The organism is Microbacterium sp. ProA8, from assembly GCF_039905635.1.
GTDB lineage: Bacteria > Actinomycetota > Actinomycetes > Actinomycetales > Microbacteriaceae > Microbacterium > Microbacterium chionoecetis.
In genome coordinates this window covers 878206-902706 of record NZ_CP157000.1, presented here as the reverse complement: position 1 = coordinate 902706, position 24501 = coordinate 878206, and the positions used below count along the sequence as shown (strand labels likewise).

Here is a 24501-nt window from a genome sequence, read left to right as displayed (position 1 = left end):
TGGTGACCCACGCCCGCGTGGGTCACCGATCGGTGGCCGCCTCCGGCGGCCTCTCGGTGTGTGAAGCCCGTCGCCGGTTCGGTTTGGCGACTTGCGCCGGCGGCGGGCCTACGGAGTCTCGTCGGATGACGGGACACTCCATGAGGTGCGTGGCGTCCTCATCCCCCTCTGCGCGGACGCCGAGCGCGACCTCCATCGCCCAGCGGCCCATGTCGTAATGGGGCAGGGCGATGGTTGTGAGGGGGGGATCCTGTTCTGCGGCGACGAGCTGCTGATCGTCGTAGCCGACGATCGAGAGGTCCCGCGGGATGTCGAGGCCGCGGCGGTGCGCGGCGATGTACACGCCGGCCGCCATGCGGTCGTTGAAGCAGAAGATCGCGGTGGGGCGCTGCTCCTCGGGGAGCTCGAGCAGCTGTTCGAACGCGGCGCGCCCGCCGCGGGCGGTCGTCTCGCCGTGCACGTGGAGCGAGGGATCCACGGGGATGCCGTTCTCGGCGAGGACTTCGAGGTAGCCCTCGTGGCGCAGGGCCGACGCGATGGGAGTGTCGTCGGTGTCGATGTAGGCGATGCGCCGATGCCCCGCGGCGACCAGCTGACGCACGGCCGCTGCACCCCCGGCGCGGTCATCGGGGACGACGGAGCGGAAGCCCCCGCCCTCCGGCCGGCAGTCGAGGAAGACCGCCCCCGCAGGCAGCCCGGTCGGAGCCGGGACCACCTGATGCCACATGCACGCGTAGATGAGCGCGTCGACCTGTTGGGCGGTGAGCGCGCGGATCGCATCCGCTTCGATCACGCTGTCGCCGCCGGTGTCGATGAGGAAGACGAGGTAGCCGTTCTCTCGCGCGGCGTCCTGCGCGCCGGCGAGCATGTCGCCGGCGAACGGGGTCGTGGCGATCTGGTCCGAGATGAGGCCGACGGTCCGGGTCTGCTGCGTGCGCAGTCCGCGGGCGACCGAACTCGGCGCGTACCCGATTGCCCGCGCGGCCTCGCGCACCCGCTGCCGCGTCTCGTCCGAGATGCGCGATTCCACATCGTTCATGACGAGCGACACCGTCGTCACCGAGACGCCGGCTGCCGCCGCCACGTCTGAGATCCGGGCCCTCGCCATGCTGTGCACTCCATTGTGGTAAATCGATTTATCGAACGGGTCGATTATGAACCGACGACCGGCGTCGCGTCAAGCACCGTGTCGTCGCAGCCGCTGTCCCCCGAACGGCCGACATGCGCGATCGTCCGGTCCGTGTCACTATGGAGGGGTGATGCAAATCGATTTGCATCACCTGATCTCGAAGGAGCTCCAGAAATGAACACTCCCCCGAAGCGCCTCAGGCGCATCCTGACCGGCGGCGTCACGGCCGCCGCCGTCGCGGTGTCGGCACTGGTCGGCCTGCCCGCCGCTGCCGCCGTCGGCTCCACCACCGCAACGGCTCTGCCCGACCTCCAGGACGGACCTGAGCCGACCGTCCACACCCAGGAGGCCTATGCCCCCGAAGACGACTTCACCGCCAAGTGGACCCGGGCGGACGCGCGGCAGCTCAAGCGGCTGTCCGACCCGACCGCCGGCTCGAAGCAGAACTCGATGCCCGCCGAGCTCACGATGCCCGCGGTTCCGCAGGACTTCCCCGACATGAGCAACGAGGAGGTCTGGGTCTGGGACTCGTGGCCGCTGACCGATGAGGACGCGAACCAGTACAGCGTCAACGGCCAGGAGATCATCTTCTCGCTCGTGGCCGACCGCAACCTCGTGTTCGACGAGCGTCATGTCTTCGCGAAGATCGGCTACTTCTACCGCCCCGCCGGCCTCCCTGCCGAAGAGCGGCCTGAGAACGGCGGCTGGACGTACGGCGGCCTCGTCTTCGACGAGGGAGTGACGGGCAGGATCTTCCCCGATCAGTCGTACAGCCACCAGACCCAGTGGTCGGGTTCGGCGCGCATCTCGAAGGGCGGCGAGATCAAGCTGTTCTTCACGGACGTCGCGTTCTACCGCAACGAGGACGGCAGCAACCGCAAGCCGTACGACCCGCGCATCGCACTCAGCGTCGGGAAGGTGCACGCGAACAAGAACGGCGTGAAGCTGACCGGATTCGACGAGGTCACCGACCTGCTGCAGGCCGATGGCACGTACTACCAGACCGGTGCGCAGAACGAGTTCTTCAACTTCCGCGACCCGTTCACTTTCGAGGACCCGGCCCACCCCGGCGAGACCTTCATGGTCTTCGAGGGCAACTCCGCCATGCCCCGCGAGAGCGCGACGTGCACCGAGGAGGACCTCGGCTACCGCGAGGGAGATCCCTTCGCAGAGACGGTCGAGCAGGTGAACGCCTCGGGCGCCACGTACCAGATCGGCAACGTCGGCCTGGCGAAGGCGAAGAACGAGGAGCTCACCGAGTGGGAGTTCCTCCCGCCCATCCTGTCGGCGAACTGCGTCACCGACCAGACCGAGCGCCCGCAGATCTACATGAAGGACGGCAAGTACTACCTCTTCACCATCAGCCACCGCGGCACGTTCGCGAATGGCATCGACGGTCCTGAGGGCGTCTACGGCTTCGTCGGCGACGGCATCCGCAGCGACTACGAGCCGATGAACGCCGGCTCGGGCCTCGCACTCGGCAACCCGACGAACCTGAACTTCGCGGGCGGACAGCCCTTCGCCCCGGACTTCAACCAGCCGATCGGGCACTTCCAGGCGTACTCGCACTACGTGATGCCCGGTGGACTCGTGCAGTCCTTCATCGACACGATCGGCACCGAGGGCGACTTCCGCCGCGGCGGCACGCTCGCGCCGACGGTCAAGATCGACATCGACGGCGCCTCTTCGGCGGTCGACTACTCGTACGGCACCGGCGGACTCGGCGGCTACGCCGATATCCCGGCGAACATCAACATCAACCCCGGCGGCAACGAGAAGACGCTGCGCTGACCGGAACTGCAGAAACGACGGATGCCTCGGCACGGCCTCGTGCCGAGGCATCCGTCCGCCGCATCCCCACCCGAACCACCATGGAAGGATCCGTCATGCCCGAAGGCGACATCCCCTTCACGCCCCGCCGCCGACGCTCCGTCGTGATCGCCGTCGCCGCCGCGCTCGCGGTGCTGGCCGTGGCAGTGGTCGCGGTGCTGGCCATCGGCCTCCCCCGGGGGAAGGTGGCGGAGACGGCTCCCTCGCCGGCCGCGCCGTCGGCCGGTGCGACCGAGCGACCGGCGGACTGGTCACCGCATCGGCCGGGGATCCACATCACGCCCGGCGAGAACTGGATGAACGACCCCCAGAAACCGTTCCTCCTTGACGGCGTGTGGCACTACTACTACCTCTACAACGCCGACTATCCCGACGGGAACGGCACGGCCTGGTACCACGCGACCTCGACCGACCTCGTGCACTGGAAGGACGAAGGGGTCGCGATCGAGAAGTACGCCAACGGCCTCGGCGACATCTGGACGGGCACGGCCGTCGTCGACGAGGAAGGCACCGCCGGCTTCGGCGCCGGCGCGGTGATCGCCCTGGTCACACAGCAGGTGGACGGCGTGCAGCGGCAGTCGCTGTTCTTCTCGCGCGACGACGGGTACAGCTTCGAGTCGTACGACGGCAACCCGGTGATGGACAACCCCGGCGTGGCCGACTGGCGCGATCCCCGCGTGTTCTGGGACGAGTCGGCCCGGCACTGGGTGATGGCGCTCGCCGAGCACGACCGGATCGGCTTCTACACATCGCCGAACCTGCGCGAGTGGACCTACACGTCCGACTTCGCCACCACCGGGCTCGGAGTGCTCGAGTGCCCGGACCTGTTCCCCATGTCGGTGGGCGGAGATGCCGACGACGTGCGATGGGTGCTCGTCGCAGGCGCCAACGGCGCGGCCGAGGGCATGACCACCGGCACCGCGTACTGGGTCGGCGAGTGGGACGGCGAGCGCTTCGTCGCCGACGGCACCGGCCACCAGTGGCTCGATCACGGACCCGACTACTACGCGGCGGTCACGTGGGACGACCCGCGGCTCGGGGAGGAGGAGCGACTCGCGACGCGCTACAGCATCGGATGGATGAACAACTGGGCGTACGCGGACCGGTTCCCGACCGAGGAGTGGCACGGCGGATCCGACTCGATCGTCCGCACGATCACGCTCGGCTCCGAACGAGGGCGAGCCACCTTGCGCTCGAGTCCCGCGGCCGAGCTCGAGTCCCTCGAGGGCGAGCCGCAGCCCATCGACGACATGCGGCTCGCCGCCGACAGCACCGTGGAGCTGGAGGTGCCGGCATCCGGGGCCTACCGGGTACGGCTCGATGCCTCGGGCGAAGCGGGCGAGCTGCGCGTCAAGGTCCAGACCGGCGACGGCGGCTTCGCAACCGTCGGCTACGACTTCGATCGGCAGGTCGCCTTCGCGACACGGGACTCCGACGCGGTCGCGGGGAGCATGCCCGACGCGTACCGGCAGGTGCGCACCGCACCAGCGGAGCCGACGGACGGGCGGATCGAGCTCGACATCGTCGTCGATGCCGCCTCGATCGAGGTGTTCGCGGGCGGGGGCGAGGCCGCGCTCACCATGGCGACCTTCGGGACCGCGGGCGAGCGTGGGCTGCTGCTCGAGGGCGCCCGGGGTGACGTCGTCGTGTCGGACGCGAGCCTCACGCCGCTGCGGGTCGCACCGGTCGCACGCGCGCCCGAGCGCGACTAGCGGGGCGGGCGGGTGGGCGGCGCGGCGACCGATGCACGCTCGACGAGCCAGCCGCGCACCAGGTGAAGGCCGTCGCCGAGGGGCGGCGCCGTGCCGTCGATACGGTCGAGCAGGCGCGTCATCCCCCAGCGGCCCATGCCGTCGTGCGGCAGCGCGATCGTGGTGAGCCCCGGGTCGAGGGCGTCGGCGACCGGATGCAGATCGTCGATGCCCACGATCGAGAGTCCGGCCGGAACCGGGATGCCGCGCCGCGTCGCCGCCTGCATCACGCCCATCGCGATCTGATCGTTGAAGCAGATGACGGCCGTCGGCGGCGCCGGCTGATCGAGCAGCCGGCCGCCCGCTTCCCGTCCGCCCGCCGCATCCGAGGAGCAGAACTCGAGTCGGCCGTCGCCGAGGGCGATGCCCGCGTCGCCCAGGGCAGAGCGCACGCCGATCAGGCGACCTCGGGCCGCGCGGGACTCGTCGACCGTGCCGATGTACGCGACCTCGCGGTGGCCCTCCCTCATGAGCCGCTCACATGCCAAGGTGGCGATCTGCGCCTCGTCGGGCACCACCGCGTCGACCTCCCAGCCCGGCTCCGGAGCGGCGTCGACGAGAACGACGGGCACGTCGTCGGGTACCGCCGGTCGATCGACGCGCTGGTGGTACATCCGCGCGATCAGGAGCCCGTCGACGCGCTGCGCGAGGAAGCGGGCGACGAGGTCGCGCTCCGCCTCCGCCTCACCGCCGCTCTCGGCCACCATGAGCAGCACATCCCGCTCCAGGCCGGCGCGTCGTGCGCCCTCGATGATCCGCCCGGCGAAGGGCGTGGCGGCCAGGTCGTCGCCGATCAGACCCACGACGCCGGTGCGGCGCCGGCGCAGTCCGCTCGCGACCCGGTCGGGGACGTACCCCAGCTCGCGTGCGACCGCCAGGATCCGTTCGCGGGTCTCGGCATTGACGGCCCGGGCGCCGCTGAGGGCGTGCGAGACGGTGGTCGGCGAGACGCCGGCTGCGGCGGCGACGTCGCTGACCCGCGCGCGTCCGCTGCCGGGAGTCGCACCTGTGGGCATGCCTTCAGCCTATGGGTGCGCCTGCGCGGAGCGGAGCCGGAGACTTCGTGCCGACGGATGCCGCGGCCGACGTCCGGGGCGGCGGCGAGAGGCCGGTTCTGGACCAACCCCTCGCCGCCGATGTCAGCCGGAGAACGGCACCACGCTGCCGAACAGCCGGAGCTCGGCGACACCGAGGATCTGCCCGTTCGCGATGCGGATGTAGCGGTACGCAGCCTGCCCCTGCACCGGCCACCGCTGCCACTCGAGCGTCTTCGCGGGAACGCCCGGAGTCAGACGGGTCCACGTCTTCAGGTCGTTCGACCCCTCCAGGCGCATGTCGGCGATGCGGGAGGTGCCGTACCCGTCCTGCCGCACGAGCAGTTCGGCGCCCGTGACTGTCACACGGGCATCGGTGCCGAAGTCCCACACGTTCCCGTAGGTGCCCGCGTTCAGGCGCGTGTCGGAGTGCGTCGTGGCATCGCCGTCGAACATCTTCGCCGTGTACTGGGTCCACGCGGCATCGACGACGCCGTCTGGACGCAGCACGGTAGCGCCGCGGAACGCATCGTCGAGCAGTCCCTCGTCGGTGGACAGGAACAGCTTCGAGCCGTCGGTCGTCGCGGCGACGGGGTCGGCCGTCCTGCCGTCCGGCGTCGTGAAGGCGATGGTGAAGGTGACCGCGGCGCCGGCCGGGGCTGCGGCGGGCACGGCCGCCGAGGCCACCCACTCGCCGGGGGCGGGAGACGTGACCTGCGCGGGTTCTCCGAGCAGCGTCACCTGCACCCCGGTGTTGCCCGCCGGGCCTGTCATCCGCAGCTCGACGCGGTCGCCGGCCACCACCCGGCCGGCCACGCCGTCCGACGACGACATCGTGACCGTGTCCATGGCACCGGTCGCCTCGCTGCGCACCCCGTCGATCCTGATGTCGGCGATGCTCCAGATGCCCGGGTACGCCGGATCCGAGGGCACCCCCGGCTCGTCGACCTGGAACTTCAGGAACCGGTACCGCTGGTCGCGGACCTCGTCCCGCACCGGGATCCACTCGACGGCGGCATCCTCTCCGGCATTCGGGTGCTGCGTGAGGAGTGTCCAGGTCGCGCCGTCGTCGGAGCCGTACACATTGGTGCCCTCGGCCCGGTTGGGGAACGCGTCGCGCGCCTGGATTCCGAACGCGTCGGCGGAGACGCGGAAGCCCGGCCCGAAGTCGAAGGCGATGCCGGCCACCCGCTGATCGCCCCACGTCGTCTGATTGTCGCCGTCTGCGAGCACCCGGAGCTGCGACGTGCTCAGCGCCGGAGCGGTCACGATGCCGGTGTAGTCGAGGGAGCCGTCCGGCAGCCGCGGGTTGAGCAGCTGCAGCTCGGCGATCGCATCGCCCAGCCGGGCGAGCAGGTCGGCGAACTCCGCCGGGCTCGCGGTCTTGCGGACCTGACGCGCCTGCGTCTCGAGATTCTCCACCGGCTGCCACGTCTCCGTCGTGTACAGCTCCGAGCCACCCTCGATGCGCTCGAGGAGCTTGCCGATCGCCGCCGCGCGGTTCGGGGCGACGGTGACCGCGACGGGAAGAGCCGTCACGGTCGTCGCATCGGACGCGACGACGACCATGTCGGCCGTGCCGCTCTGCGAGGGCGTCCAGCTGACGGTCTCACCGGCGAGTTCGGCGCCCGCGGGCGCGTTCTGCAACTCCAGCTGCACCTCGCCCCCACCGGCGTCCGTGGTCGGGAAGGCCCGCGTCCACGGCTCGCCCGCGACGGCCATGACCTCCACGGCGGGAGCGTCGCCGAACACGGGCGGAGTGAGCACGCCGTTCGCCTGTGCCAGCACGCCGGCGACGTCGACCACGGCATCCGAGCCCGTGGCCTTCAGGAACACGATGTTGTCGCCGACGGCGCCGGGCGCCTTTTCGGCGTTCACGTCGAGCCAGACATAGCGCCACTGGCCGTCCGTGTCAGGCACGACGATCTCTTCGTACTGCTGTTCCTGCGCTGTGCGCGCGACCTGAAACCGTGCGACCCCGTCGCTGCGGAGCTTGATGCCGACCAGGGAGGCCTTCGTCCTGTCGGCCCACACCGCACGCCGCACGGCGAGCTGCGCGTCATCCGCCGCCGCGTCGAGGCGGATGAACGAGGTGCCGTCCTCGTCCGTGTCGCGCTGCGCTCCCCCGCCGAGCGGCGTGCCGAAGCTTCCCACCGAGAGCTCCAGGCCGTCGGCGAGCGGTGCGGCCGCGCCCGGCACGTCGGCGAGCTCGCGCGGGAACGCCACCCAGTACTCGGCAGCGGTGTAGTCGGATCCGCGGTCGTTCCAGAAGTTCTGGACGGCGGCGCCGTAGTAGTACAGCGGCCCGTCGCGGTGGGCGTAGAGCTCGGCGACGTGGGGCGCCTCGGCCTCGACGTCGACGCCGGCGACATAGCGATACTGCAGATACGCCTCGCTCATCGGGTCCTGCAGCCGGCCGCGATAGGCCTGCGAGATCGCGCCGCCCTCGGTCGCGGGGATGTACGGCACCTCTTCCCCCATCATGAACGCGCCGAAGGTGTCGGCGCCGGCGAGGATGCGGTTGTCGAGGAACCGGTAGGGCGACACCGCGTCAGGTGCAGTCGAGACGGTGCCGGCGACGGGGTCGAGCATCGTGCCCTGATTGTCGACGAGGCGCGCGAGGGCGACGAAGATGTCGACGTCCCCCTGGCCGTGGGCCTGGTCGCGCAGCATCTCCATGTGCTGCACGAACGGCGCGCCCGTGGTGTTGCCCGGCGCGTCGGCGGGAACCTCACGGAAGAGCGAGGCGAGGGCGCCGTTGACGTCTCCGCCGTACAGGTCATGCTCGCTCTCGTAGCCCGCGTTCACCGTGAACCATTCCACGCGCTCCGCATAGAGGTCGGCGTCGTCGAGGAAGATGGCGGCCGCCACCATGCCGATCACGCCGTAGAGGTGCTGGTTCCACAGCCGGTTCGGGGAGTACAGGAACGTGTCGAGCACGGGACGCACGAGATTGTCCTCGAGGCGCTGCTGGTCCTCGTCGGTCCAGCGCAGGTCGTAGCCGTTGAGCGAGTCGCTCGCGGCATCGGTGCCCCGCACCACCTCGGCGGCGATCAGCATGTAGTAGAGGGGCACGCCGGTGTGGATGTGCGCGTCGGCGAAGTAGGCGTACTTGGCCGGGTCGAGGTTGCTCCACGTGCGCAGCACGTGCAGCGCGTTCGCGCGGTACTGCTCGTCGCCGGTGACGACGTACTCGAGCGCCTGCGCCATCGCGCCGAGGCTGTCGCGCAGTGCGCTGGAGCGCATGCCGGCGCTCGCGTACGCGTCGTTCTTCGGGGCGTCGGTGGCGTCCTTCGCGTTCTCGGGCACGAACGTGCGGGCCGCGTACTTCGTCTGGGTCATGGCGTCGTAGTAGCTCGCCCAGGGATCCACACCGTCGAGCACCTGAGTACGCATGTTCTCGAGGTGGTCCGCGGTGAACCCGACGCCCGGGTGGGCGAAACCGGCGTCACTCACTGTGCTGATGATCTCGGGCGGAGCGATCGGCGCGACGGTTGCAGCCGCCGCCGGCTGCACCGCGGCGAGTGACCCGGACGCCGCCAAGACCAACGCCGTCAGGGTTCCGATCACGCGACGGACGCCGCGTCGTTGCTCGATCTTCATCGATCTCTCTTCCTGTCGCCCCGATCGACTCCGATCGTGGATGAGGGTGGATAACGTTTGCCGGTTAAGGATGTCGTGTCGCCTGGAAGGCGTCAAGGGGCAATTCAGGACGCGGGATCGGGCTCGAAGCGCATCGCGGCGTGGTCGAGGTCTGCGGTCCAGCCGCGCCCGTCGAGGTCGTCGGCGCGCACGCCGAAGAAGAGCCCGGTGAAGCGCAGTCGGGGCCCGTGGTCATCGGACAGCGTCCACGCCGGGTAGTCCTCAGGGACCTCGCGCCATGCCCCCTCGCCGGCCGGCGCCCACGCGAAGCGCAGCACTGGGCCATCGAGGCGCATCCGCAGGCCGAGTGGCCCCTCGGGCACGGCGATGGGCGCGGAGCGCGTCGTGGTGGCAGCGTCGCGGCGCACCACCCGCAGGTGGCGTCCGTGCTCCGCATCCTGCGTCAGCTGCAGCCAGATCCATCCGGCGCGGTCGTACCAGGCGATGGGCCCGGCGGCCTCGCGGGGGCTGCGCGGCTCGGCGTCGAGGATCACCTCGAAGTCGGCGCGGTGCTCTTCGACGCGGGTCAGGATCATCGACTGATCGAACACGGATGCCGCGGAGTGCCCTCCGCGCAGCCGCAGCCATCCCGGCCGGGCGCCGAGATCCGCCGTCGCGCGGGGCAATGCAGCGCGCAGCGTCGACCAGCGCGTCGAGTCGAGGAGGTCGGCGTCGAAGTCGTCGACCCAGCCGCGCGGGCCGGGTGCGGCATCCGTCCCCTTTCCGTCACCGGGGACCGCGACGGCCACGCTTGCGTGATGACCGCCGTCTGCCAGCCGCAGCCAGCTCTCGTCGTCGAAGACGACGTGCTGCAGGCAGGTCTCGCGGCCGAGCGTGCTGTAGCGCTCCCCCAGGTGCAGCGTCGGGCGACTCGCCAGGTGCGCGAGCACCCAGTCGCCGTCGGGCGTCTGCACCAGTTCGCCGTGTCCCGCCTTCTGGAGTGGATGCCCCGGCGCGTCGCGCGTCGTGAGCACCGCGTCGCGCGGGTCACGCTCGTACGGTCCGAGCAGGCTCCGCGAGCGGGCCATGGTGATGCCGTGATTCCACCCGGTGCCGCCGGCGGCGATCAGCAGGTAGTACCAGTCGGCGATGCGGTAGAGGTTGGGGCCTTCGACGAGACCATCCTCGCGATGGATTCTCACCGCGTCGCCGCTCGTGCGGCGTTCGCCGGGCAGGTACTGCTCCACCACCAGCCCCGAGAACGACGGGTACTCGGGCCGCTGGTCCCACTGCACGCCGACGATCCAGTGCGTGCCGTCGGGGTCGTGGAAGAACGAGAAGTCGAACCCCCGCGATCCCAGGTGGACCGGCTCGCTCCACGGCCCGGTGATCGCGTCGGCGGTGACGAGGTAGTTGTCGATGTCCTTGTCGTCGCCGTCCATGCTGCGCACGATGGAGTACGCGAGCCAGAACTGCCCGTCGGCATGCGTGAGACTCGGCGCCCACACGCCGCCGGAGTCGGGGATGCCGCGCAGGTCGAAGCCGTCGCCGAGTGCATGGCCGAGCGTGGACCATTCCGCGAGGTCGCGCGAATGGTGCAGGCGGACGGCCGGGTGGTACTCGAACGTGCTGGTCGCGATGTAGTAGTCGTGCCCGACGCGCAGGATCGAGGGGTCGGGGTTGAACCCGCGCAGGACCGGGTTGTGGATCACGGGCACGAAGCGCCTCCAGGGACGAGGATCAGGGCAGCACGGGCATCGGGTGCGCGAAGGGCGTGCCGGCAACGAACCGCTCGACCTCGGCGAGCGCCACCTCGCCCAGGCGGCGCAGTTCGTTGCCCGTCGACCCCGCGAGGTGTGGCGTGAGGAACGCGTTCGGCAGCGTGTAGAGCGGATGCCCCGGCTCGAGCACATCGGGCTCGGTGACGTCGAGCACGGCTCGCAGCCGTCCCCGCCGGAGTTCGCCGACGAGGGCGTCCTGGTCGACCAGCGCACCGCGTGCGGTGTTGATCACCGTGGCGCCGTCCGGCAGCGCCGCGAGGACCGCCGCCGACACCATGCCGATCGTCGCGGGCATCTCGGGCGCGTGGATCGAGAGGATGTCGCACCGTGCGGCGAGCGCGACGAGGTCGGGAACGAGCTCCGCGCCGAGCCGCGCTGCGGTCTCGGGGGTGGCATAGGGGTCGTAGAGCAGCACGTGGACGTCGCTGCCCTGGAGCTTCTCGACGACGAGGGTGCCGATGGTCGAGGCCCCCACGATCCCGACCGTCGTGCCGTACAGCCCGGTGCGCGGCAGCTCGGCCTCGCGGTCGATGAACCGCTGCTCGGCGCTGTAGCGGCGCGAGGCCCAGAACGCGTCCTTCGCGGCGAGCGTGATCAACGCGAGGGTGAACTCGGCGACCGGGATCGCGTTGGCCGCGCGAGCGGTGGAGATGCGGATGCCGCGGCGCGACGCCGGGCCGTCCAGTGCGCCGTTGCCCCCACTCCAGTGCACGATCGCCCGCAGCTTCGGGAACGCGTCCAGGTCGTCCGGGCTCACGCGCGAGACGCCCCAGCCGGCGATCAGCAGCTCGACCCCGGACGGGTCGGGGATGTCCGCGAGCGAGGTGGCGGCATCCCCGGTGTCGACCTCGAGGATCTCGCCCAGTCGCTCCCGCTCGGCGTCGCCGAACACGAACGGCACGAGCGCCGGGTCCATCAGCAGTGCGGCCCTCATGCGCCGAGCTCCTCGATGCTCCACCGGTCGCGCCACTCGAGCTCCACCCGGCCGTCGCGGATGCGCAGCGGCAGCCACACCGCCGGCGACTCCGCCAGCCGGGACGGATCCCAGCGGTCGCCGATGTACACGTACCCGTCGCCGACGGGCGCGACGACGCTCACCTGCGACTCGAAGGTGCGGGTGCCGGGCGGCGCGATGGGGTGCCACTCCTCCCACGGCCCCTCCAGCGCCGGAGCACTGGTGTACATGTTGTCGTTCATGCTCCAGCCGGTGAGGTCCGAGCCGAAGAGGTAGTAGCGGCCCTCGTGACGCACGAGGGTGGGCGATTCGTAGCCGATCGCCGGGTTGGCCTGCTGGCGGAGCGTCGCGACGACCGCCTCGACGCCGAGGTGGTCCTCGCGGAGGCGGTAGATGTGCAGGCCGTTGTCGCGGTCCTCCGAGAGCAGGTAGCCGACACCGTCCTCCTGGTACACGCCGATGTCACGGCTGAGGTTGCCGAGGGGACGCTCGCTGCGCACGTACGTGTACGGGCCCTCGGGGCGCTCGGCGATCGCGAAGCCGACGCGTGCATACGCGTAGTCGCCCTCCTCGCCTTCGACCGGTCCATCGACGTGCAGGAGCATCACCCAGCGCCCGTCGGGGCGCTGCAGCACCTTGGGACGCTCGACGACGCGATCGGGGCCGATGTCGCCGTCGGCCCGGGTCAGCGCGTCGCCCTCATAGCGCCAGTGCGCGAGATCGTCCGAGGAGTAGCACGCGACCGCGGTGAAACGGTCGCCCGCAGCCTTGTCCTCGCCCCAGGCGAGCCACCGGTCACCGACCCGCTGCAGGCCGATGCCGTGCAGCTGCGCCGTCCGGCCCCGATCGTCCGTGAACACGCGTCCGGGGACGATGGTGACGCGCTCAGCCACGGGTCACTCGCAGCACACGTGCACCGATCCCTGCCGGCGTCGACACCTCGAGCCCGCCCGGCCCCGTGTCGAGTCCCCACCCGGCCCCATCGGCCGGGAACAGCACCTCGACCTCGCCCGCGACCCCGGGAATCGTGAATGCGGCGGGCGCGGCATCCCGATCCCACACGAACAGCAGGTCGCCGTCCGCGGCGCGAAGCCCCAGGCAGAGCGCCTCGTCGTCCCATGCGGGAAGCCCCAGCGGCCAGAACGGCAGTGCGGTGGCCAGCGAGTCGCGCAGTCCCTTGTGCAGCGCCACCGCCTCGGCGATGCGCGCGCGCTGGTCGGGCCGCAGCTCGTCGAGGAACCCCGACAGGTACAGCCGGCCGCTCAACCCCGTCACGAGCGTGAACGCGGTCTCTTCGTCGCTCATGTCGCGGGCGGGGTAGGCCCAGTTGCCGCACTGCTCGGGAAGGATGGATGCCGGCGCCGACGCCGCGATCGGCGGATACAGCCGGAAGTCCTGCTGGTCGCTCGTGGACTGCAGGTGCGTGACCGCCAGCAGCGCGTAGTCGGCGCGCATCGCGCCCGAGCTGCAGTTCTCGAGGCGCAACGACGGATGCCGCTGCTGCACCCGCACCAGCCAGTCCCGGAACGCGCGGGTGTGCCCGAGCAGTCCGTCCCCCGCCGTCGTGGCGTGGTGCTCGGTCCCCGCACCCGGATTGATGTTGTAGTCGAGCTTCAGATAGCGGATGCCGAACTCCTCGACGAGGTGATCGACGGTCGCGTCCAGATGCGCGCGAGCGGCAGGATGCCGGAAGTCCAGGTGGTAGCGGCGGTCCTCCTGCACCCGCTGCCCGAAGCGCTGGAAGAACGCCTCGTCGGGGAGCCGCGATGCCGCGGGGCTGTCGATGCCGACGACCTCGGGCTCGAGCCACAGACCCGGCGCCATGCCGGCGTCGCGGATCGCGTCGATGACGCGTCGCAGCCCGCCGCCGGGGAACCGGGCGGGCGCCTCGCGCCATTCGCCGACGGTCGACCACCAGTCCCCGATCGCCGGGTCTGCGAACCACCCGGCGTCGATGCAGAACACCTCGACGCCCACCTCGGCGGCGCGACGGACCAGCGGCAGCAGCTCGTCGGTCGTCGGCTGCCCCATCAGCGTGTTCATGAAGTCGTTGTACACGACCGGAAGCTGCTGCGTGCCTGCCGCACCGCGCAGCCAGCGCCGGTACCGGGTGAGCTCGCCGAGCGCACCGTCTGGGCTGCCGAGAGTGCCCGGGCTCAGCGGCCCGACCGCCAGCGCGACGGGCACGGTGGTGAAAGCCTCTCCGGGCAGCAGCTCGTGCGCCCACTGGTGCTCGAGATCGGTCGGGCCGAGCAGTGACAGCACGCCGCCGTCCCGCGCCTGGCAGAGATCCGCGCGCCATCCCGCGCTCGTCTCGATCTGCCACGCCAGCGTCTCGCCGTCAGCACGCGAGAGGTAGCCGCACGGCACGTGCTCTCCGCTCGACCAGCCGCCGTGGCTCGTGAGCCCGGCATGCCCGCGCGCGTCCTGCGCGTGCAGTGCGAGCGAGATGTCGGGCAGCAGCGTGCGCAGCGGCACCTCGCTCCACCGGTCCTCGGCGAGCCACTCGCTCGCGGCCGAGCCCCACACCGTCTCGTCCAGATCGCGCGCCGACCGCCCGAATCCGATCGTCGCCGACGAGATCGCGGCGATCACCACGGCCTCGCGTCCGGCGTTACGGATCTCGCTCTGGATGCGCACCGCCGAGGTGTCCGTGGGTGCCGTGACGGTCGTGCGCACCTCGATCCCGCTGACGGCGTCGCTCTGCACGACGACCGCGCGCACGGCGTCGGACTCGGCGATGACCTGCGATCCCTGTACGCGCAGCCGCTCGCCGACAGCCGACCGCCAGTACGCCTGGCTGGTGCGGGCGCGCTGCTCGGCCGACGTGAAGACCTCGACGAGACCTACGCCGGGCCGGCCGCTGTGCGCCGACGACGGCACGACCAGCGACGCCGGCGCGTCATCCGCCCAGCGCAGTTCGAACACGCCGACGCGCGCGCGGCTCGTGACCGGTGCCGCGGGGCCGGTCTCGCGTGGGATCAGGGAGGCAGGGGCAAGCGCGGAAGAGGGAAGTGCGGCGGGATGTTGCGCGGCAGGATGATGGACGGCTTCGGTCACGGAGTCTGTCTCGTCTCGTCGTTCAGCGGAAGACGCAGCGCGTCGTTGCAGATGTGGATGCCGGCGGCGACCGTCGCGGGCAGGAACAGGGCGATCGCGGGGCCGATCAGCGGCAGCGCCGTGACGGCCAGGCCGACCCCGATGAGGAGGAGCCAGCTCAGCGCGATGTGCGGACGACGCGCCATGGCGCGCATCGCCACGGTCACGGTCTCGAGCGGCCCTCGGACGCCCGCGGGCTGCGCCGCCGCGACGACGCACACCCCGATCAGCAGCACGACGGCGAGCGCCGCTGCGACCGCGGCCAGCAGCACGACCGCGTCGGTGCCGCCGAACAGCGCCAGGTCGTACTGGAGCACCACCACCACGACGCCGAGGCCGAGCGCAGCCCACCAGAGATCGCGGCATCCGCGAGCGAACGACGTCCAGAACTCCCGTCCGGTGGGCGCGTCGCCGCGCTGCGAGAGCAGCGCGCGGGCACCGCGCAGCAGCGCGTATGTCGCCGGTGCGAGCGGCAGCAGCGCCACGGACCCCAGCCACACCGCCAGATGAGTGGCCTGCCAGCCGACCAGCGCCGTGAACGCGAGCACGGGCACGAGGCATCCGATGAACGAGACCGACAGCACGAACGACCGGAAGACGGTCAGCACGGTGGCCGCGAGCGGCCCGTCGAGCGCGAGCAGGACGCGCGCGCGCGCCATCGCGCCGCCACGCTGCGAGGTCGTCGGCGCGGCGCTCATCCCTTCACCGCCCCGACCGACATGCCCTTGATGAAGTAGCGCTGGAAGGCCGCGAAGATCGCCACCGACGGGATGATCGCCAGGATCGCGCCGGTGTAGATGAGCTGCCACTGCGAGGTGAGCAGCCCCACCATCCGGTTGATCGCGACGTTGATCGTGCCCGCGGAGGACGAGTCGAGGAACACCAGCGGGATGAAGAAGTCGTTCCAGAGCCCCAGCGCCTGGATGATGACGAACGCCGACGTCACGGGCAGCAGCATGGGGAACACGATCGACCAGAACGTGCGCAGGCGACCTGCGCCGTCCATGTTCGCGGCCTCTTCCACCTCGATCGGGATGCCCTTGATGAAGCTGCAGTAGAGCAGGATGCCGAAGCTCGCCGCTCCGCCAAGATGCACCAGCACCACGCTGGTCAGCGTGCTGTACAGACCGACCTCGTCGAATCCCTTCACCAGCGGGATCATGCGCACCTGGAACGGGATCATGAGGCCGGCGATGAAGAGGATGTAGATGAACCGGGAAGTGCGGCCGCCGACGCGCTCGATGCCGTACGCGGCCATCGGCACGATCGCGATCAGCAGCACGACCGTGGCGAGCGTGATGATGAGCGTGTTGACGAGCGCCTCGCCGTAATCCGTCTGCTGGAAAAGTTGCACGTAGTTGTCGAGGGTGAACTGCGTGGGCAGCCCCATCGGGTCCATCGTGATCTCGCCGTACGACCGGAACGAGTTCAGCAGCGCGTACAGCACGGGGCTCGCGACGATCAGCACCAGCACCGCGAGGACGATCATCACGACGACCTGGCCGGCGGTCAGCCGCTTGCGGCGCCGCGTGCGCGGGCGGCGCGTGCGCTCGGGCGTGACGAGCAGTTGCGTCTGGGTGCTCATGCCTGGATCTCCCTCTTGCGCATGTAGGCGTTCGCCGCCACGGTGCTGACGATCACCACGAGGAACAGCACGATCGCGGCCGCGCTGCCGAAGCCGGCGCGATACTCGCCGAAGCCGACCTTGTAGATGAAGAACGCCATGGTCTCGCTGACGAACCCGGGCCCGCCGGACGTGAGCACCATGACCTGGTCGAAGATGGTCCACCCCGCGATCATCGCGAGCGTCATGTTGACCGTGACCGCGCCCGCGAGCATCGGCCACGTGACATGGCGGAAGACCTGGCGGCTGTTGGCGCCGTCGATCCGCGCGGCCTCCACCAGGTCCTGCGGCACGGACTGCAGGTTGGCGAGGTAGATGAGGGTGGTGTTGCCGCCGAGCGTGAAGCACGTGATGAAGAGGATGACCCACACCACGATCGAGCTGTCGCCCAGCCAGTCGCGCGCCGACTCGGGCAACCCGATGTCACGCAGGAAGACGTTCACGGCGCCGAAGTTGTAGTTCAGCAGGTACTTCCAGATCGTCGCGAGGATGAAGGCGCTGACGAGCGAGGGAAGGTACACGGCGGTGCGGAACAGCCCCTGCCATCTGCCGACGTGGTCGAGCATCAGGGCCACGCCGAGCGAGATGGCGTTGATGATGACCGCGGATCCGAGACCCAGGATGAGGGTGTTCTTGACGGCGTTCCAGAACCTGCCGCTCCCGAGGATCTCCTCGTAGTTGGCGACGCCGATGTAGTCGTAGTCCGGGCTGATGCCGTCCCAGTTCGTGAAGCTCAGCTGCAGCGACTGCACCGACGGCACGATCACCATGAGCAGGTACACCACCAGCGCCGGGGCGATGAAGCCCAGCATCACCCAGCGCACTCTGCGGAACCGGCGTGTGCGGCGCAGCTCGCTCGGGGGTCCGGCGGGAAGGAACGGGACGTCGTCGGCCGCGCCCTCCGGCGCGCCGTCGAGCGGGCCTTCGCCGGTGAGCCGGACGGCGGTGCCGACCACCGCGGTCTGCCCCTGCAGGGCACTCTGATCAGTCATGGAGACCTCCTCGCCTCCGTTCCAGGGTGCCCGGGCAGCTGCCCGGGCACCCTGTCACGTGTGGTCTCAGCCCGCTGCGACCGTCTTGTCGAACTCCGCCTGCACCTTGGCGATGGTGTCGTCGATCGACGACTGGCCGTCCTGCATCTCGATGCGCGCCTGACGGAAGAACGTGTTGAACGCGCTGAACGTGGACAGGTTCGACACGTTCTCGTACCACGCGAGGTTGGGGTTCTCGAGAAGCGCGAAGTAGTCCTTCGAACCCGGGATCGACGTGTTGCGCTCGATCTCGTCCGCGGCGATGATGTTCGGCGCCAACCAGCCCTGCGACTCCATCAGGTTGGCGGTCTCCACCTGGTAGAAGTACTCCAGGAACTCCGTCGCCGACGCGTACTCGGCGTCGTCGTCGGCCGCCTGGGCCGAGATCGCCAGGCCGCCGGCGGTGTCGCCGTTGACGGCGTTCTTCAGCACGTTGATCGCCCCGTCCTCGGCCGGGATGATGAACAGCCCCGCGTTGAACTCCGGGTCGACCTTGTTGATGTCGTTGAGACGGCCGATGCCCGCCGAAGAGGTCGCCATGACCGCCATGTCGTTCACGAGCAGCGTCGTGGTCTGCGCGTCCGCCGTGGACTGCCAGCCTTCGAGCACGTACTCATTGGTGATGTCGAGCAGCTCCTGCAGCGGCTCGCGCAGGTCCTCGACGGTGGCGTCGCCGTTCTGCGCAGCGGTCCAGAACCCGCCCTCGTCGCCGTACTCCGCGAAGTACGGCGCGGCGAGCGGCTTCCACAGCTGGTCGCTCGGCCACACCTCCGCCGCGGCGGTCGCGAGCGGCGCGTCGCCGTTCGCCTTGATGTCGGCGAGCAGGTCGAGGAAGTCGTCGTACGTCTCGGGCACCTCGAGGTCGTGCTCCTCGAAGTAGTCCTTGTTGTAGACGATGTTCAGGCCGATCTCGCCGTTCAGCGCGCTGTACGGCACGGTGTAGACGTTGCCGTCCTCGGCAGTGCCGAACGCCTCCGGCTGGATGAGCTCGGTGACCGAATCGGGGATCGGCGCGAGCTTGCCCGCGTTGACGTACGTGAGGGTGTCGCGCATGTCGACGACGGCGGGCCAGTTGCCGGTGGCATCCATCGTCTTCAGCGCCGTCGCGTAGTCGCTTCCGGCGGGAAGCGGGTCGAGCTGCACGGTCGTCGTGTCGCTCTGGTCGTTGAAGGCCTCGACCACGGTGTCGACCACCGAGTTCCAGGTCTCGTCGCCGGTGGCGTAGAGGAAGCGGATCGTGGTCTTCTCGGCCGCCGCGCCGCCCTCGTCGCTGTCGTCCGCCGGGCTGCTGCAGCCCGTCAGCGCGAGTGCCGCGACAGCGATGCCCGCTGCGCCGGCGATCCAGGGCGAGCGGCGGCCCATACGGGCACGCATCCCTGCCCGCGTCATCGCGTCATGCATGTGATCTCCCTTGATTCGTGCCGGAACGTTTCCGTCTCGGAGAGAGTACCTCAAAGTGGACAACGTTTGCCACATAGTTTCGTGAAGCGCTTTCCGCCTACGCGCCGGCGCCTCCCCGGCCCGCGGCGACGGCACGATCGCGCTCACACAGTGACGAGCGGAGTGCCGTGGAGGATGGGCGTCGCGCTGAGCGCGATCGTCTCGGCGGGGACCGCGCCGTTGTCGAGCGCGAGCGCGAGCTCGAGCGCCGCGCCGCCGAAGTGCTCGAGCGGCACCTCCACCGTGCTGAACCCCGGCAGCACATCGCCGAGCATGGGCACGTGGTCGAACCCGGTCACCTCGATGTCGGCCGGCGTCGACACGCCCAGTTCGCGCAGGCGGGCGATCACGCCGACCGCCATCGCGTCGCTCATCGCCGCGATCACGTCGAGCTCCGCGAGCCGGTCGCGCAGCTGCTCGACCGCGCGGTATCCCCCGTCGCGCGAGAACTCGGTGTGCACGATGTCCCGTTCCGCGACCTCGATGCCGCGCGCCGCGAGCCCCTCGGCGAATCCCCCGACGCGCTCGAGGGCGGTCAGCTCGATGTCCGGACCCGAGACCATCGCGAAGCGCCGCTTGCCGGCATCCGCCAGTCCTTCAGCGAGAAGTCGCGCGGCGTGACGGTTGTCGACGGTCACGGTCGGGAACCCCAGGTCGTTGTCGCCGATCACCACGATGCGCGCACCGTGGTCGCTCAGCACCTTCAACTGCTCCTTCACCGCTGCCTCGCGCGCGGCATCCGTCGTCCGGCTGGTCGCCATGACGACGGCCAGGTGACGTTCGCCCCGCAGCTGTGCCAGCAGTTCGATCTCGCGCGCGGAGTCGTCACGGGTCGTGCGCACGGCGACCGAGACTCCGTGCTCCTCCGCTGCGTGCATGATGCCGGCGATCATCGTCGCCGAGCCGAAGTCGTCGATGTCGCCGACGATGAACGCCACCGTGCGAGCCCGGCCGCCCTTGATCGCCTGCGCCGCCGGACTCACCGAGTAGCCGAGCGTGCGCGCCGCCTCTTCCACGCGGCTGCGCAGTTCGGGCGACCCGCTCTGCTTGCCGCGGACGCCGCCGTTCAGCGCCCGCGACGCCGCCGGGACCGACACCCCCGCCAGTCGTGCGACGTCCGCGAGGGTGGCAGGCTTGGCGCTCTTCGACATTCGTCTCCCCGGGGCGTGCGCGTGCAGATAACGCTATCCAGTATCCCGGATGCCGGCGCCCGGGGTGCGCCGGCCCCACCGCCGGCGCATCTCGGCTACAGCGCCAGCCGCTCCCGCACGACCTCGGCGAGCGCGTCCGCGTGGCGGCGGGCGTCGTCCTCGGAGCCGGCTTCGACCATCACGCGCACCATCTCCTCCGTGCCCGACGGCCGCAGCAGCACGCGCCCCGAGAGGCCGAGCTCGGCGGAGGCGCGGGCCACGGCATCCTGAACCACATCGTCGGAGCCCGCCCGCGTGCGGTCCACACCGCGGACGTTCACGAGCACCTGCGGGTACACGGTCATGATCGAGGCGAGCTCGGCGAGCGTCTTGCCCGTCCGGGCCATCTCGGCGACCAGATGCAGGCCCGTGAGCACGCCGTCGCCGGTCGTCGCGAACTCGCTCATGATGACGTGGCCGGACTGCTCGCCGCCGAGGGCGAAGCCGCCCTCGGTCATGCGCTCGAGCACGTAGCGGTCGCCGACGGCGGTGGTCTCGACGTGGATGCCGTGCGCCGACATGGCGCGGTGCAGGCCGAGGTTGCTCATCACGGTGGCGACGAGCGTGTCGTCGGTGAGGCGGCCGCGGTTCTTCATCGACACCGCGAGGATCGCCATGATCTGATCGCCGTCGACGATCTTGCCGTCCGCGTCGACGGCGAGGCAGCGATCGGCGTCGCCGTCGTGCGCGATGCCGACGTCGGCGCCGTGCGCCACGACCGCCTTCGACAGCACGTCGAGGTGCGTGGAGCCCACGCCGTCGTTGATGTTGAAGCCGTCGGGGTCGGCGCCGATGACGGTGACCTTGGCTCCGGCGTCCCGGAAGGTCTCGGGAGAGACTCCGGATGCCGCGCCGTGCGCGCAGTCGAGCACGACGTGCAGGCCGTCCAGGCGGTTCGGCAACGAGCCGAGCAGATGCACGACGTAGCGGTCTTCGGCGTCCGCGAACCGGCGGATGCGGCCGATGGCGGCACCCGTGGGCAGCAGCTTCTGCCCGTCCATGGCGCGCTCGATGCGCGCTTCCACGATGTCGGGCAGCTTCACGCCGCCGCGGGCGAAGATCTTGATGCCGTTGTCGGGGGCGGGATTGTGGGAGGCCGACACCATGACGCCGAAGTCGGCATCGATGTCGGCGATGAGGAACGCCGCCGCGGGCGTGGGCAGCACGCCGGCGTCGTAGACGTCGACGCCCGAGGACGCGAGCCCCGCCTCGACCGCGGCCGAGAGGAATTCGCCCGACACGCGGGGGTCGCGCGCGACGACGGCGCTGAGACGCTTGCCTGCGGCGCGGCGCGCCTCGGCGGTACGGCCCTGGCCCAGGACGACGGCGGTCGCCTGGGCCAGAGACAGTGCGAGATCGGCGGTGAGGGGGCCGTTGGCCAGCCCCCTCACCCCGTCCGTGCCAAAGATCGGCATACGGAGGTGAAGCCGATCAGCGCTTCGAGTACTGCGGCGCCTTGCGGGCCTTCTTGAGACCGGCCTTCTTACGCTCGATGACGCGGGCGTCGCGCGAGAGGAAGCCGGCCTTCTTGAGGGTCGGGCGGTTGTTCTCTTCGTCGATCTGGTTCAGCGCACGGGCGATGCCGAGGCGCAGCGCGCCGGCCTGGCCCGAGGGGCCGCCGCCCGAGATGCGCACGATGACGTCGTACGCGTCGGTGAGGTTGAGCACCGTGAACGGGTCGGCGATGAGCTGCTGGTGCAGCTTGTTCGGGAAGTAGTCCTCGAACGCACGGCCGTTGACGGTGATGGTGCCCGAGCCGGGGATGACGCGCACGCGGGCGATGGCCTGCTTGCGACGGCCGACGGCCGCACCCGACACCGAGAGCACGGGGCGCTCGGCGGCGACGACGGTCTCGTCGACCTGGGACTCGGTGGAGTAGCTCGTGGGGGTTTCTTCGATGTTCGCCATCAGTGTGTCCTTGTCTCTGCGGCGCTTACTGGGCGACCTGGTCGAAAACGTACGCGGTGGGCTTCTGCGCGGCGTGCGGGTGCTCAGCACCGCGGTACACCTTGAGCTTCGCCAGCTGGTCGCGGCCGAGCGAGTTCTTCGGGAGCATGCCGCGGACGGCCTTCTCCACGGCGCGGACGGGGTTCTTCTCGAGGAGCTCCGAGTAGGTGACCGACTTGAGGCCGCCCGGGTAGCCCGAGTGGCGGTAGGCCTTCTTCTGCTCGAGCTTCTGGCCCGTCAGGGCGACCTTCTCGGCGTTGATGATGATGACGAAGTCGCCCTGGTCGATGTGCGGGGCGAACGTCGGCTTGTGCTTGCCGCGGAGGAGGACGGCGGCGTGCGAGGCGAGACGGCCGAGAACGACGTCAGTCGCGTCGATGACCAGCCACTCGCGCTGGGCTTCGCCAGCCTTGGGGGTGTAAGTGCGCGTCACAGTAGTGCTGCTTTCTTGATTCGAACGGAGAGGTTCGTGAATCCCACTCCGGGGTGGTTCTGTCTCTCGACGAGGGACCGAACACGCCAGTGGAGGGCTCACGTTCGTGGTGCCAGGTCAGCTGAGCAGGCACCAAAGATCAATACTACGCCAGACGGATGCCGCAGCCAAACCGCCGCTGCGCCTCAGGTCACGGACTCGGCGCCGGTTCCGGCTCGGTTGGGGGCTGCTCAGGCTCGGGCTCGGGCTCGGGCTCGGGCTCAGGCTGCGGCTGCGGCTGCGGCTGCGGCTGCGGCTGCGGCTGCGGCTGGGGCGCCGGTGCGTTGCGCCGAGCGGCTGCCGCCTCCTCCGCCCGCTTCTGGTCGTCGCGGAGCGCCGTGACGGCGGCCGCGTACGCCTGCAGTTCGGGGTCGCCACTTCCCCCTGCGGCCTGAGCCGCGCCAACGGCTCCCGCCGTGGCGAGGACGTCGTCGCGGAACGACTGCCGTGCGAGGTCGTTCTCTTCTGCGAGCGCTTCGGCCGTCGCGGGCAGCGTGGCGCCGAGCACCCGCTGCGCCTCGGTGAGTGCCGTGAAATGCTGCGCCACGGCGGCGGTGGCGGCATCCACCTTCTCCGTCACCGCGATGATGTCGGCGGCATGGTCCCGCGCGGCGTCCGCCGCCTGTTCGGCCGCGTCGACATCGTCGATCGTCGCGAGATCGGGCGGCGCGTAGAGCGGCGGCCGCTCGGGCAGCGTCGTGGTGTCGAGCAGTGTGACGAGCGAGCCCAGCGCGGCGTTCGCCGCATCGAGGGCGGCCTGATCACTCATGCCGGCAACCGCCGCGAGCGCCGGAGCAGCACTGTCGGCCGCCGGCCGCGCGGCCGCAGCTGTCTCGTCGTACTTCGCGTACGCGGCTTCCATGGCTGCGACGGGATCATCCGCAGCCTCCGCGGCAGTCTCGAACTCGGCGACGGCAACGCGAAGCTCCTCGGCTTGCGCTGCCACCGTCTGGGCCACGTAGATGCTTCCTGCTACCACCGCCAGGATCAGAGCGACCGAGATCCCGACCGCCCACCAGGCCCCTTTGCCCCAGGCGCGCAGCCCCCGCGGCGTCGATGCGAACTCGCCGTGTGGGCCCGGGGCCTTCGCGGCTCTGGCAGCCAGCTTCGCCTCGCGTCTCGCCGCACGCTTCGAGGTGGAGGGTGCTGCCTGCGCCCCAGCGAGGGCACCCGCGACGGGCAGAGCCTCGCGAGCGGATGCCGCGGGTTGGTCGTCGTGCACCTGGTCGATCTCGATCAGCTCGCCGTCGGCGTCGAATGCGAAGAGGTCATCGGCGTCGTAGGAGTACAGGTCCCCCTCGTCGAGCGCCAACAGGTCCTCGTCGTCGTGCACGGCCGGCGGCAGACTGTCGCCCCGCTCGCGCGGAGCGACCTCGTCCGTCACGGGTGGGGGAGGCGTGAGGTCCTCCGTCGGGGACGCCGGCGGGACGAGATCGTCCGTCACGGACGCGAGGTGCGCGAGGTCCTCCGCCGGGGACGCGCTCACGGCAGGGGCGACCAGCGCGTCGCCGCGCGCAGGTGGGCTCGCCTGCTGTTCATCCTGCACTCGAGCGAAGAAGGCTGCGAGCCGGTCGGCCGTGCTGGCGTCCGGCCGCGCCATGTCATCTTGGATGGGAGGAGGAGTGCCGAACAGCTC

At 70.4% G+C, this 24501-nt stretch carries 18 protein-coding genes; 2 read left to right on the top strand and 16 right to left on the bottom strand.

The features are described from left to right. Positions 1-22: 22 nt before the first annotated feature. The gene (locus ABG085_RS03895; RefSeq protein ID WP_347978115.1) at positions 23-1108 is read right to left on the bottom strand and encodes a LacI family DNA-binding transcriptional regulator; all 1086 of its coding nucleotides are present in this window, start codon (positions 1106-1108) and stop codon (positions 23-25) included. A 195-nt stretch (positions 1109-1303) separates the two neighbouring features. Here ABG085_RS03895 and ABG085_RS03890 point away from each other — a divergent pair, with 195 nt between their 5' ends. Next, positions 1304-2920 (top strand): glycoside hydrolase family 68 protein, encoded by a 1617-nt coding sequence (locus ABG085_RS03890; protein ID WP_347978114.1) that lies wholly within the window; start codon positions 1304-1306, stop codon positions 2918-2920. Positions 2921-3015: 95 nt separating this feature from the next. Beyond that, on the top strand, positions 3016-4671 hold the full coding sequence (locus ABG085_RS03885) for a glycoside hydrolase family 32 protein (RefSeq protein WP_347978113.1): 1656 nt from the start codon (positions 3016-3018) through the stop codon (positions 4669-4671). Here the strand turns inward: ABG085_RS03885 and ABG085_RS03880 are convergent. From ABG085_RS03880 to ABG085_RS03810, 15 genes are all read right to left on the bottom strand, one after another. Then, a complete protein-coding gene (locus ABG085_RS03880) occupies positions 4668-5726 on the bottom strand; it encodes a LacI family DNA-binding transcriptional regulator (protein WP_347978112.1) in 1059 nt (352 codons plus the stop codon). The two genes, ABG085_RS03885 and ABG085_RS03880, sit on opposite strands and share 4 nt — an antisense overlap. Before the next feature lie 123 nt (positions 5727-5849). Further along, a complete protein-coding gene (locus ABG085_RS03875; RefSeq protein WP_347978111.1) occupies positions 5850-9347 on the bottom strand; it encodes an alginate lyase family protein in 3498 nt (1165 codons plus the stop codon). Between the two features lie 104 nt (positions 9348-9451). Then, complete coding sequence (locus ABG085_RS03870) at positions 9452-11044, bottom strand: family 43 glycosylhydrolase (RefSeq protein WP_347978110.1); 1593 nt, start codon at positions 11042-11044, stop codon at positions 9452-9454. 22 nt (positions 11045-11066) lie between these two features. Continuing rightward, positions 11067-12041: a hydroxyacid dehydrogenase gene (locus tag ABG085_RS03865; RefSeq protein ID WP_347978109.1), complete on the bottom strand. Its 975-nt coding sequence runs from the start codon at positions 12039-12041 to the stop codon at positions 11067-11069. Next, positions 12038-12955: a family 43 glycosylhydrolase gene (locus ABG085_RS03860; RefSeq protein WP_347978108.1), complete on the bottom strand. Its 918-nt coding sequence runs from the start codon at positions 12953-12955 to the stop codon at positions 12038-12040. Before ABG085_RS03860 ends, ABG085_RS03865 begins: the two co-directional genes overlap by 4 nt. Then, positions 12948-15122 carry a glycoside hydrolase family 36 protein gene (locus tag ABG085_RS03855; protein WP_347978107.1) on the bottom strand — a complete coding sequence of 725 codons (2175 nt, stop codon included), beginning with the start codon at positions 15120-15122 and terminating at the stop codon, positions 12948-12950. Before ABG085_RS03855 ends, ABG085_RS03860 begins: the two co-directional genes overlap by 8 nt. Continuing rightward, the gene (locus ABG085_RS03850; RefSeq protein WP_347978106.1) at positions 15119-15859 is read right to left on the bottom strand and encodes a hypothetical protein; all 741 of its coding nucleotides are present in this window, start codon (positions 15857-15859) and stop codon (positions 15119-15121) included. The genes ABG085_RS03855 and ABG085_RS03850 overlap by 4 nt, the downstream gene beginning before the upstream one ends. Continuing rightward, positions 15856-16746: a carbohydrate ABC transporter permease gene (locus ABG085_RS03845; protein ID WP_347978105.1), complete on the bottom strand. Its 891-nt coding sequence runs from the start codon at positions 16744-16746 to the stop codon at positions 15856-15858. The genes ABG085_RS03850 and ABG085_RS03845 overlap by 4 nt, the downstream gene beginning before the upstream one ends. Then, the gene (locus tag ABG085_RS03840) at positions 16743-17777 is read right to left on the bottom strand and encodes a sugar ABC transporter permease (RefSeq protein WP_347978104.1); all 1035 of its coding nucleotides are present in this window, start codon (positions 17775-17777) and stop codon (positions 16743-16745) included. The genes ABG085_RS03845 and ABG085_RS03840 overlap by 4 nt, the downstream gene beginning before the upstream one ends. Positions 17778-17843: 66 nt before the next feature. After that, entirely contained in the window at positions 17844-19217 is a 1374-nt protein-coding gene (locus tag ABG085_RS03835; protein ID WP_347978103.1) for an ABC transporter substrate-binding protein, read from the bottom strand. A gap of 143 nt (positions 19218-19360) precedes the next feature. Further along, positions 19361-20407, bottom strand: coding sequence for a LacI family DNA-binding transcriptional regulator (locus tag ABG085_RS03830; RefSeq protein ID WP_347978102.1), 1047 nt, complete (start codon positions 20405-20407; stop codon positions 19361-19363). 95 nt (positions 20408-20502) lie between these two features. Continuing rightward, positions 20503-21861 carry a phosphoglucosamine mutase gene (glmM, locus tag ABG085_RS03825; protein WP_347978101.1) on the bottom strand — a complete coding sequence of 453 codons (1359 nt, stop codon included), beginning with the start codon at positions 21859-21861 and terminating at the stop codon, positions 20503-20505. 16 nt (positions 21862-21877) lie between these two features. Continuing rightward, positions 21878-22354, bottom strand: coding sequence for a 30S ribosomal protein S9 (rpsI, locus tag ABG085_RS03820; protein WP_347978100.1), 477 nt, complete (start codon positions 22352-22354; stop codon positions 21878-21880). A 25-nt stretch (positions 22355-22379) separates the two neighbouring features. Then, on the bottom strand, positions 22380-22826 hold the full coding sequence (gene rplM, locus ABG085_RS03815; RefSeq protein ID WP_163617015.1) for a 50S ribosomal protein L13: 447 nt from the start codon (positions 22824-22826) through the stop codon (positions 22380-22382). A gap of 190 nt (positions 22827-23016) precedes the next feature. After that, positions 23017-24465 carry a hypothetical protein gene (locus ABG085_RS03810; RefSeq protein WP_347978099.1) on the bottom strand — a complete coding sequence of 483 codons (1449 nt, stop codon included), beginning with the start codon at positions 24463-24465 and terminating at the stop codon, positions 23017-23019. Between the last annotated feature and the right edge of the window lie 36 nt (positions 24466-24501).